Source organism: Sphingobium sp. FW305-3-2-15-F-TSA7 (genome assembly GCF_058787155.1).
In genome coordinates this window covers 60,083-70,307 of record NZ_JBYSZM010000041.1, presented here as the reverse complement: position 1 = coordinate 70,307, position 10,225 = coordinate 60,083, and the positions used below count along the sequence as shown (strand labels likewise).

Below are 10,225 nucleotides of genomic sequence, written 5' to 3'. Positions count from 1 at the left end.
CCGCCACCCCCGCCGCCGCCTCCGCCGGAGTGCACGCCGGGACCGTACATCGTGTTCTTCGACTGGGATAAGTCGAACATCACGCCGGAAGCGGCTTCGATCCTGGACAACGCGGTCACCGCGTACCAGAATTGCGGCAACGCCCAGGTCATGCTTGCCGGCCACGCCGACAAGTCGGGTTCGGACAAGTACAATGTCGGCCTCTCGCAGCGCCGCAACGACTCGGTTCGTTCCTACCTGGAATCGAAGGGCATTCCTTCGGGCGTCGTCACGACCGAAGCGTTCGGCGAAAGCCGCCCGCGCGTCGAGACTGCCGACGGTGTCCGCGAACTGCAGAACCGCCGCGTGGAAATCACTTACGGACCCGGCTCGGGCATGTAAGCGACGGGCAATCTTCGGATTGCCTCATGCGACAAGAAAATCGGAGGTCGGCCCCAAGGGCCGGCCTCCTTTTTTTTGGCGATCCGGCGCTCGAATGCCGTTCGATGTTCGAATCGTCATCCATGATCGCATGCGATTCGTCGCTTTAGCCATTGCAGGCGCTGCAGAATCACATTGCGGCATCTTCTCGTCGGACAAATCCGCCCGACGACTCAAAAATCGCGGTAAACAGAAAATCCTGCGCTCTGTTGTGGTTTGATCCGTCCCGGACAGAGTCTAAGAAGCTGGCAAACGACCATCGGGGAATGAAATGAAGATCACTATGATCGGCGCCGGCTATGTCGGCCTGGTGTCGGGCGCGTGTTTCTCGGATTTTGGACACAGCGTTGTCTGCGTCGACAAGGATCCCGCCAAGATCGAAGCGCTCGAGACCGGGCGTATGCCGATCTTCGAGCCCGGATTGGATGCCCTGGTCACGAAGAATGTCGCTGCGGATCGGCTGTCATTCACAACCGATCTCGCCCATGCGGTTGGCGGCGCCGGCGCGATCTTCATCGCGGTCGGCACGCCGTCGCGCCGCGGCGACGGCCATGCGGACCTCACCTATGTTTATGATGCGGCGCGGGAAATCGCCGCCGCGTTGACCGGCGATATCGTGATCGTCACCAAATCGACAGTGCCCGTGGGAACGGGCGATCGAGTCGAAGAGATCATCCGCGAGTTGCGGCCGGAACTCAGGGTGGAAGTGGTTTCCAATCCCGAATTTCTGCGTGAAGGCGCTGCGATCGGCGATTTCAAGCGGCCTGACCGCATCGTCGTCGGGAGCGACAGCGAATGGGCGCGCGACGTGATGCGTGAAATCTATCGCCCGCTCTATCTGAACCAGGCCCCGATGGTGTTCACCAGCCGGCGCAGTTCGGAACTGATCAAATACGCCGCCAATGCCTTTCTTGCGGTGAAGATCACTTTCATCAATGAGATCGCGGATCTCTGCGAAGCTGTGGGCGCAGAGGTGCAGGATGTGTCGCGCGGAATCGGGTTGGATAATCGCATCGGCGCGAAGTTCCTGCATGCGGGCCCCGGCTATGGTGGCTCCTGTTTCCCCAAGGACACCGTGGCGCTACTCAAGACCGCCGAAGATCATGCGACTCCGCTTCGGATCGTCGAGGCGACGGTACAGGTGAACGACAGTCGAAAGCGTGCGATGGGGCGGCGCATCCTGCAGGCGATGGGACCGGACCTGCGTGGCCGCACCGTCGGCCTGCTCGGCCTGACCTTCAAGCCCAATACCGACGATATGCGTGACGCGCCGTCACTCGCGATCATCCGCAGCCTTCAGGATGCGGGTGTTCGTATCAAGGCCTATGACCCGGAAGGCATGCAAGTCGCTCAACCGTTGATCGGCGATGTCGAATTGGTCGAGGATGCCTATGAGGCTGCACGTGACGTGGATGCGCTGGCGATCGTGACGGAATGGGACGCGTTTCGCGCTCTTGATCTGGCTCGCATCGCCGCATCGATGCGGACGCCGCTGCTGGTCGATTTGCGCAATATCTATTCGCCGGTCGAGGCCGAGCGGGCAGGGTTGCGCTATGTTCCGGTCGGATCGGCGGCGCAATCCGGATAATAAGGAGGGTGGGCTTCTGCTTGCCCTGCTTTGTGGCGGGTTGCGCGAAACGTGAATTGCGCAGCCTGTCATAGCCTTTGCGATCGCGCCGCTCCGCGCGCAAAAAATCGGCTCCCAATCCGCCGCGCCAAAGGGCGCAATTCTTTCTGAGTGTTTGCCTTGGCGGGCAGCCGACGGGCGGAGGCCGCCTCTTTCAGCAATAGAAAATGATCGCTGGAAGCGATCAAAGCAGGCAAAAAAATGGCGGCCCGAAAGCCGCCATTTTTCTATTCCTGAGATCCTGATGAGATCAGGGGCTCTTCGGCTTGCTGTTGCCGCCGGCAGCGACGACAACGCCGAGGATGATCAGGCCAATGGCGCCGATCGCGAGGATCATGCTGCTGCCACGTGCTTCGCTCTCACCCTGGAGGGTGGCATCGGTGCGAACCGACTTGGACGCTGCGGCCGAAACCGAAAGCTTCGAAGCGGGGCTCGAGGTCTGTGCGAGCACGGGAGTGCCAGCCATGCTGAGCGCCACCATCACCGCCATAGAGATTTTACCCAAACGCATATTCTGGCTCCCTTTACAACAACCGGCCTTCTGATTTCCGCTGCGATGCCACATGATCTTGCCCAACACAAGCCTCAAAAGCGGCATCACACGCAAAAACAAGCGTAAACCAACTGCACGAGTCATGCCCAACGCCGACTCTCGTAAGCAAATCCTCTTTGGGTCATAAAGTTCCAAAAGTGAAATCAAATGATGCGGGCCGTTGGCAAACGCGGCCCAAGCGTTGCGGAACTGCAACAAGCTGTCCGTTCCCGACGAATTTCGGCTTCGCCCAACTGTGCTCGACGGACGGCAGGCATTGGCCGTGGCACCAGCCCAATATTCGTCAACCTGGCAGGTTTGGAGCACATCTGCCCGAGTGACGGCACAGATTTGGGCCGCGATGCGTTGGGGCATTGCCGTCGGCTTTGCGTGAGCAGGCGGGACGGGCTATGGCACGGCCTCGCGAAATTCTGGATGTTATGCTGTATTCGAAATTGAAACGATGGACGCGGCGGCAAAGGCCGGAGGCCGCGGCACGGGCGCCCGAAGGGCTGCGTATCTATGCGATCGGGGACATACATGGCCGCCTCGACCTGTTCGAGGCGCTGCTCGCGCAGATCGACGCGGACAATGCGCGTCGAGCGCCCGCCGATGTCAGGCTGGTCCTGCTCGGCGACCTGATCGATCGCGGCCCGGCTTCCGCGGGCGTGATCGAGAAGGCGATGATGCTCAAGCGCGGCAGTCCGGCGGTCAGCATCCTGATGGGCAATCATGAGGAGGTATTCCTCCGCGCGATCGCCGGCGATACGCGCGCCACGCGTCTGCTGATCCGTGTCGGCGGACGCGCGACCTTGATGAGTTACGGCTTTACCGACCAGGAATATCAGGATCTCGACTATGATGCATTGACCGCGCGGCTCGCCGAGCGCGTGCCGGCGGCGCATGTCGCGTTCATATCCGGATTCGAGGATGTGGTCGAATATGGCGATTATGTCTTCGTCCATGCCGGTATCCGGCCCGGCGTCGATCTGGCGGAACAGCGGGTATCCGACCTGCGCTGGATCCGCGAAGAGTTTCTGCGTCATGACGGTTCGCACGGCCGCATCATCGTGCACGGCCACAGCATCACCGAAGAGGTCGATCATCGACTCAACCGGATCGGCATCGATACCGGCGCCTTTGCGTCGGGGCGCCTGACCGCGATCGCTCTGGAGGGTGAGGAGCGATGGTTCCTGCAGACCGGCGAGGCTGCTGTCGCTGCCGCCTGACTCGGCATAGCGTATCCGGATCGAAGCGAGGTCCGCTTCAGACCAAGAATAGAGCCTGATTGGCTACGTCGAACTGACGTTTCACGCCATCGGCGGAAGCGCGATGCGCTTCCACCTCGAGCGATCAGGCTCTAACCGGCCAGGCGGAGATCGGTGTCGATCCGGCGATTCTTGGGCTGGTCGGGCCAAATGCCGCGCGTGTCATAAACCCATTTATCGGCACGCTCGTCAGCGGGCACCGATTTGAACACGTCATGATCGACGAGCACGATGAACAGCGGGCAGGTCGCAAGCGCGGTGTCGATATCGACGAGTTCCGCGCCGCTACCGTCGAATGCGGCAGGAAGCGTGTTGGCGTGCGGCTCGACGATCTTGATGCGGCTGCCATGTTTGCGCGCCAGCGTTTCCGCGACCTTGAGCGCCGGACTTTCGCGGAAATCGTCGATGTTCGGCTTGAAGGCGAGGCCGAGGCAGGCCACGGCCGCACCGGGCAGCGATTCGACCAGTGCATCGGCCTTCTCGATCACATAATCGGTCTTGCCGTCATTCACTTCGCGCGCGGTCCGGATCAGCGGCGTATTGGCGGGATCGGCATGGACGAGGAACCATGGGTCGACGGCGATGCAGTGGCCGCCGACGCCGGGACCGGGTTGCAGGATGTTGACGCGCGGATGGCGGTTGGCCAGCCGGATCACTTCCCACACGTCGAGTTCCATCGTGTCGGCGACTCGCGATAGCTCGTTGGCGAAGGCGATGTTGACGTCCCGGAACGCATTTTCGGTCAGCTTCACCATCTCCGCGGCGCGGGCGTTGGTGGTGACGCACTGCCCGCGCACGAAGCGGCGATAGAAGGTCAGCGCCTTGCGCGCGCAACGCGGTGTGATACCGCCGATGCAGCGGTCATTGTCGATCAGTTCGACCAGGATACGGCCGGGCAGCACGCGTTCCGGACAATAGGCGATCGCGATATCGGAGGCTTCCCCGGTCTTGCCGGGCACGCGGAGATCCGGACGGAGCTGCGCCAGCAGGTCGCGGACCTTCTCGGTCGTGCCGACGGGCGATGTCGATTCGAGGATCACGGTGTCGCCGGCCTTGAGCACCGCGGCGATGCTCGTCGCGGCTTGCAGGATATAGCCGATATCGGGAACATGATCGGGGCCGAACGGCGTCGGCACCGCGATCAGGAACACGTCTGCGGGTTCAATCTGGGTGGAGGCGCGTAGCGTGCCGCGCGCGACGACGCCCTGCACGAGGCCGTCGAGATCGACTTCCTCGATATGGACGCGGCCCGAAGAGACCGTCTCCACGACATGCTCGCTGACATCGATGCCGAGGACGGGGCAACCCGAGCGTGCAATCACCGCGGCGGTGGGCAGCCCGATATAGCCGAGGCCGAGAACGACGACGTTAGGCGGGCAATCCGAAAGCATTGGCGACGATCCTTGCTATGCGCTGGCTGCTTTGCCCATCTCCGAAGGGATTGTGGGCATGCGCCATCGCTGACCAGGCGTCATTATCGTCAAGCAGCGTAAATAATTCGGAAACGATACGGTCTTCCGTGGTCCCGATCAGTTTTGCCGTGCCGGCGGCGACGCCCTCGGGCCGCTCCGTCGTCTCGCGCATCACGAGCACCGGCTTGCCGAGCGCGGGCGCCTCTTCCTGCACGCCGCCACTGTCGGTGAGGGCGATGTGGCAGGCACCGAGCAGGCGGACGAAATGTGGATAGTCCAGCGGTTCGATCAGCGCGACATTGGCCTTGTCTGCCAGCAGTCCGTCCATCGCGGCGCGGACATTGGGATTGGGATGGACGGGAAAGACGATCGCGACATCGTCGCGCGCGGCGATCCGCCGAATCGCGCGCGCGATGCTTGCCATGCCCTCGCCGAAATTCTCGCGGCGATGCGTGGTGACCGCGACGATCCTTTTACCCGCGAAGGGCGTCAGCACGGGATCGAGCCCTGCGGCCAGCGCCGGCGTGGCGGCGATTTTCGAGACGGTTGCATGCAGCGCGTCGATCACGGTGTTGCCGGTGACGTGGATCGTCGCGGCGGTGACATTCTCGCGGGCCAGCGCCTGTGCCGCGGTCTCGGTCGGCGCGAAATGCTGGTCGGCGATGGTCCCGACGATCTTGCGGTTCACCTCTTCCGGCCATGGCTGGTAGATGTCGTGGCTGCGCAATCCCGCCTCGACGTGGCTGACCGGGATCTTGCGATAATAGGCCGCGAGCGCGCCGACCATTGCGGTCGCGGTATCGCCCTGGACGATGATCCGGTCGGGACGCTCGCGATCATAGACTTCGCCCAATTGAAGCAAGAGGCGCGCGGTCAATTGATCGAGCGACTGATTCGCCTGCATCAGGTCGAGATCGATGTCGGGGGTCAGGCCGCTGATCTCGAGCACCTGATCGAGCAGTCCGCGATGTTGCGCGGTCACGCAGACGCGCGTCTCGATTCCGGGGACGGCGCGCAGCGCGTGCACGACGGGAAACAGTTTGATGGCCTCGGGGCGGGTGCCGAACACCAGCATGACCTTGCGATTCTGGTTCATGCGGCGGCTGCTAGCAGCATCGTCTTACCAATCCCTGATGATGGCTGTCGGCATATGAGTTTAGCAGGGCAGGACCCGATGCCTAGCCTGCGGATGGCAGAAGGACCGCTTCGCCAACGGAACAAAGCCTGTGCTAGGTGCTTGTTGCATCTGATTCCCGTCGTGCCGAAGGAGCCTCCCCATATGCCCCGTTTCTCCAAGCTTTTCGCTTTGTCCGGTATCGCGGGTGCGGCGCTGCTCGGCGCTTGCGCCGCCAGCGATGCTGCCACCGCTGATGGTGCTGCACCCGATGCGCCGGGCGCCCGCGCATCGCTTCAGACCGCAAGCGGGGCGGCTGCAGGCGAAGGACGGATCGTCGCGACATCCACCGGGCTCAGGCTCACCGTCGATGCTCAGGGCGTGCCCGCCGGTATTCACGGCATCCATGTCCACACCACCGGCAAATGCGAGGGCCCCGATTTCCAGACCGCGGGCGGGCACTGGAATCCGATCGCGCGCCAGCATGGGCACGACAACCCGCAGGGCGCGCATAGCGGCGACCTGCCCAATATCACGATCGGTGCCGATGGGCGCGGTACGCTGACCATCGACCTGCCGGGCGCGAAGCTGAGCGGGGAGGGCGGCCTGCTCGACGCCGACGGTGCGGCGCTGGTGATCCATGCCACGGCCGACGATATGAAGACCGATCCGTCGGGCAATAGCGGCGGACGTATCGCCTGTGGCGTGTTCGCGGGATAATCCGTTGATGGTCCCGCCCTTCAAGGGGCGGGGCCGGTCGGCGTCAGTCGCAGGCGCGGTGCAGCTTCTGCGCCAGCCATGCCGAGATCAGGCACATCGCCGCGCTCAACAGCAATTGGTGTTCGATCGATACGCCCAGCGCGCTGAGGCCGAGCGCGATCAATGATCCGACCACCATCGCGCCCGAATTGACGATGTTGTTGGCGGCCACGGTGCGCGCGGCCTGGCTCTTGTCGACGCTGGTGGTGAGAAAGGCATAGAGTGGCACGACGAACATGCCGCCGCTGACCGCAATGCCGAGCAGGCTGGCGAGCAGCGGTATCACCAGCCTGTGGTTCAGGAATTCGCCGATGCCGTAGAGGGTGCCGTCGGTCGAGCCGCCCCACTGGCTGCACACGAAATAGAAAGCGACGACGAAGCCCCCCATCACGATCACCGATGCCGGGGCATATCGTGCCGAGACCTTGCCCTTGAGCAGCCGGTTGATCGCGATCGATCCGATGGCGATGCCGATCGAGAACACTGCGAGGAACAGGCTCGCCACGGCCTTGTCGGCGGTCAGCACATTCTTGGCGAGCGGCGGGAACTGGATGAACAGCACGGCGCCGATCGTCCAGAAGAAGCTGATCGAGACGATCGCGAGATAGAGGTGTCGAATGTGCATCGTGCCGCGCACCAGCGCGATCGAGGCACGGATCACATGCCAGTCGATGCTGTGATCCTCGTGTACCGGCGGGGCGGGGGGCACCTGCCGTCCGGCGAAATAGCCGATCACTGCGGTGATCACGACGCCGATCGCCGCGATTTCCACAGGGATCACGCCCGCCAGGATCGTGCCAGCCAGGATCGCGATATAGGTGCCCGCTTCGACCAGCCCCGTGCCGCCGAGTACATCGTCCTTCTCCAGATGCTGCGGCAGGATCGCGTATTTGATCGGACCGAAGAAGGTGGAATGGATGCCCATGGCGAACAATGCGAGCAGCATGAGCGGGATTGCGAGCAGCTTCACCGCATAGCCCTGCCAGGCGAGCACCAGCCCGGCCGCCCCGACGATCATGATCAGGATTTCGCAGAATTTCACGATGCGGATGATCCGCGCCTTGTCGATCGAATCGGCGAGCTGGCCCGACATGGCGGACAGCAGGAAGAAGGGGAGGATGAAGATCCCTGTGGCGATGCCGCTGAAGATCGTTTCCGACGCGGCGTCGTTATAGACGCCGTAGACGACGAACAGGACCATCGCCTGTTTGAAGAGATTGTCGTTGAAGGCCCCGAGCAGCTGCGTGACGAACAGCGGCAGGAATCGGCGGCGCGACAGGAGCCCGAGCGATGTTTGCATGAATCGGCGAATTCGCTCCGAGGACTATCCGTGGCCGCTCCATAGCCGATCATGGCCGGGCATCCAACGTAAAGTCTCGATATCACTCAAACCACCCGACCGACACGCTCGGCGCTTCCACGCCGGGCGATCAGGCGGTATGGGAAGGGCAGAATGCTGACACTGCCAAACCTGCTGACATTGTCCCGGATCTTTGCGGTTCCGCTGCTCGTCTTCCTGCTGTGGCCCACGCCGAAGCCGTTCGACTATTTCGTCGCCTTCGCGCTCTACTGCCTGATGGGGATCACCGACTATTTCGACGGCTATCTGGCGCGCGCGAAAGGCACCGTTTCGCGGCTCGGGATCTTTCTGGATCCGATCGCCGACAAGATCATGGTTGCCTCGGTGATCGTGATGCTCGTCTTCATCGACGACATCCAAGGCTATCATATCGTCGCGGCTCTGGTGATCCTGCTGCGCGAGATCATGGTCTCGGGCCTGCGCGAATTCCTCGCGGGACTGAGCGTCTCCGTGCCGGTCAGCAAGCTCGCCAAATGGAAGACGGCGTTCCAGCTCATCTCCCTCGGCGCGCTGATCCTGGCCGGATCGCTGCCGCAATGGCCCTGGGTGCTCGATATCGGGCTGCTCAGCCTGTGGGGGGCGGCGCTGCTGACCTTGCTCACGGGCTGGGATTATCTGCGCGTCGGCATCAAGCACATGGATTGAAGGGCGTGGGCAAACGCTTTCTCCGCACAGCCATCTGCTTGCTTTGCGGCGCACCGGCCGGACTCGCTCATGCCGGTCAGGCACCCGCCACCGCGCCGGCGGCCGATGAAGGGCGCCTGTTGTTCGCGATCGTCTATCGTGCCGGACCCGCCTGGCAGGCAGGAAAGCCGATAGCCGAGCAGGGGCTGGGCGACCATGCCCGCTATATGAAACAGCTCGTCGACGACGGCGTAGTCCACACCGCGGGCCCCTGGGGGCCGGACGGCGGGATCGTGCTGCTCCGTGCGGCCGATCTGATGGCTGCCCAAATGCTGGTCGACGCCGATCCGGCGGTGAAGACCGGGCTGTTCATCGGCGAGGTGCGGCGATTTGCGCCGCGCTTCACCAGTCCCGCGCCGCTTGGCCCAAGATAACGGATACCGAATGGCGATCGATCTCGTCTATTTCGCCTGGGTGCGCGAAGCCATCGGCCTGGATGGCGAACGGATCGACGTGCCCGGCGAGATCGAGACCGTCGCGGAGCTGATCGACTGGCTCTCGGTACGGGGAGAGGGGTATGGGCGGGCATTTTCCGACCGGTCGCGCATTCGCGCCGCGATCGACCAGATGTTCGTCCCCATGGACGCGCCGATTGCCGGCGCGCGCGAAATCGCCTTTTTCCCGCCGGTGACGGGCGGATGATCCGGATCGAGGTGAGCGAAGCGGATTTCGATGTCGCTGCGCTGCTTGCCGGACTGGAAACGCTTGGCGGCGGCGCGGTGGCGAGCTTCACCGGGCTGGTGCGCGGCGACGGCGGACTGGAAGCGCTCGAACTGGAACACTATCCGGCGATGACCCAGCGCGCGCTGGCGCGGCTGGCGGAGGATGCACGGACGCGCTGGCCCTTGCTCGGGATTGTCCTGGTCCACCGCGTCGGACGGTTGGCGGCGGGCGATCGCATCGTGTTTGTCGGGACCGCTTCGTCGCATCGCGCCGCGGCCTTGGAGGCGTGCCATTTCCTGATCGACTGGCTGAAGACCGAAGCGCCCTTCTGGAAGAAGGAACATCGCGCGGGCGGCGGCGAATGGGTCGAGGCGCGGGGGGGCCCC

General features: G+C 63.3%; 12 protein-coding genes. 8 read left to right on the top strand and 4 right to left on the bottom strand.

Going from position 1 to position 10,225, the window contains the following annotated elements:
* Both AC3WN8_RS25890 and AC3WN8_RS25885 read left to right on the top strand, forming a co-directional pair.
* Window positions 1-381, top strand: a 381-nt coding sequence (locus AC3WN8_RS25890) for an OmpA family protein (protein ID WP_492672393.1), incomplete at its 5' end; no start/stop codon positions are given.
* A 310-nt stretch (window positions 382-691) separates the two neighbouring features.
* Window positions 692-2,008: a UDP-glucose dehydrogenase family protein gene (locus AC3WN8_RS25885; protein WP_492672392.1), complete on the top strand. Its 1,317-nt coding sequence runs from the start codon at window positions 692-694 to the stop codon at window positions 2,006-2,008.
* 289 nt (window positions 2,009-2,297) lie between these two features.
* On the opposite strand, the gene AC3WN8_RS25880 is transcribed toward AC3WN8_RS25885, so the two are convergent.
* A complete protein-coding gene (locus AC3WN8_RS25880; RefSeq protein ID WP_492672391.1) occupies window positions 2,298-2,795 on the bottom strand; it encodes a hypothetical protein in 498 nt (165 codons plus the stop codon).
* 239 nt (window positions 2,796-3,034) lie between these two features.
* Here AC3WN8_RS25880 and AC3WN8_RS25875 point away from each other — a divergent pair, with 239 nt between their 5' ends.
* On the top strand, window positions 3,035-3,808 hold the full coding sequence (locus tag AC3WN8_RS25875) for a metallophosphoesterase family protein (RefSeq protein WP_492672390.1): 774 nt from the start codon (window positions 3,035-3,037) through the stop codon (window positions 3,806-3,808).
* A 131-nt stretch (window positions 3,809-3,939) separates the two neighbouring features.
* On the opposite strand, the gene wecC is transcribed toward AC3WN8_RS25875, so the two are convergent.
* Together wecC and wecB are read right to left on the bottom strand one after the other, a co-directional pair.
* Entirely contained in the window at window positions 3,940-5,238 is a 1,299-nt protein-coding gene (gene wecC, locus AC3WN8_RS25870) for a UDP-N-acetyl-D-mannosamine dehydrogenase (protein ID WP_492672389.1), read from the bottom strand.
* Window positions 5,216-6,355, bottom strand: coding sequence for a non-hydrolyzing UDP-N-acetylglucosamine 2-epimerase (wecB, locus tag AC3WN8_RS25865; protein WP_492672388.1), 1,140 nt, complete (start codon window positions 6,353-6,355; stop codon window positions 5,216-5,218). Before wecB ends, wecC begins: the two co-directional genes overlap by 23 nt.
* Window positions 6,356-6,538: 183 nt before the next feature.
* Here wecB and AC3WN8_RS25860 point away from each other — a divergent pair, with 183 nt between their 5' ends.
* The gene (locus tag AC3WN8_RS25860; protein WP_492672387.1) at window positions 6,539-7,093 is read left to right on the top strand and encodes a superoxide dismutase family protein; all 555 of its coding nucleotides are present in this window, start codon (window positions 6,539-6,541) and stop codon (window positions 7,091-7,093) included.
* Window positions 7,094-7,136: 43 nt separating this feature from the next.
* Here AC3WN8_RS25860 and AC3WN8_RS25855 read toward each other — a convergent pair whose 3' ends face one another.
* Window positions 7,137-8,432 carry an MFS transporter gene (locus tag AC3WN8_RS25855; RefSeq protein WP_492672386.1) on the bottom strand — a complete coding sequence of 432 codons (1,296 nt, stop codon included), beginning with the start codon at window positions 8,430-8,432 and terminating at the stop codon, window positions 7,137-7,139.
* Between the two features lie 153 nt (window positions 8,433-8,585).
* Between AC3WN8_RS25855 and pgsA the strand changes: the two genes are divergently transcribed.
* The 4 genes from pgsA to AC3WN8_RS25835 form a co-directional block, all read left to right on the top strand.
* Entirely contained in the window at window positions 8,586-9,137 is a 552-nt protein-coding gene (gene pgsA / locus AC3WN8_RS25850) for a CDP-diacylglycerol--glycerol-3-phosphate 3-phosphatidyltransferase (RefSeq protein ID WP_492672385.1), read from the top strand.
* A gap of 5 nt (window positions 9,138-9,142) precedes the next feature.
* The gene (locus tag AC3WN8_RS25845; RefSeq protein ID WP_492672384.1) at window positions 9,143-9,550 is read left to right on the top strand and encodes a YciI family protein; all 408 of its coding nucleotides are present in this window, start codon (window positions 9,143-9,145) and stop codon (window positions 9,548-9,550) included.
* 10 nt (window positions 9,551-9,560) lie between these two features.
* Entirely contained in the window at window positions 9,561-9,818 is a 258-nt protein-coding gene (moaD, locus tag AC3WN8_RS25840) for a molybdopterin converting factor subunit 1 (RefSeq protein WP_492672383.1), read from the top strand.
* On the top strand, window positions 9,815-10,225 hold a 411-nt coding region (locus AC3WN8_RS25835), incomplete at its 3' end, for a molybdenum cofactor biosynthesis protein MoaE (RefSeq protein WP_492672382.1). The genes moaD and AC3WN8_RS25835, both read left to right, overlap by 4 nt.

Excerpts from the sequence above, each read along its gene's own strand:
- AC3WN8_RS25885 (WP_492672392.1), top strand. The coding sequence starts at position 692 with ATGAAGATCACTATGATCGGCGCCGGCTATGTCGGCCTGGTGTCGGGC.
- wecC (WP_492672389.1), bottom strand. The coding sequence starts at position 5,238 with ATGCTTTCGGATTGCCCGCCTAACGTCGTCGTTCTCGGCCTCGGCTAT.
- wecB (WP_492672388.1), bottom strand. The coding sequence starts at position 6,355 with ATGAACCAGAATCGCAAGGTCATGCTGGTGTTCGGCACCCGCCCCGAG.
- AC3WN8_RS25860 (WP_492672387.1), top strand. The coding sequence starts at position 6,539 with ATGCCCCGTTTCTCCAAGCTTTTCGCTTTGTCCGGTATCGCGGGTGCG.
- AC3WN8_RS25855 (WP_492672386.1), bottom strand. The coding sequence starts at position 8,432 with ATGCAAACATCGCTCGGGCTCCTGTCGCGCCGCCGATTCCTGCCGCTG.
- pgsA (WP_492672385.1), top strand. The coding sequence starts at position 8,586 with ATGCTGACACTGCCAAACCTGCTGACATTGTCCCGGATCTTTGCGGTT.
- moaD (WP_492672383.1), top strand. The coding sequence starts at position 9,561 with ATGGCGATCGATCTCGTCTATTTCGCCTGGGTGCGCGAAGCCATCGGC.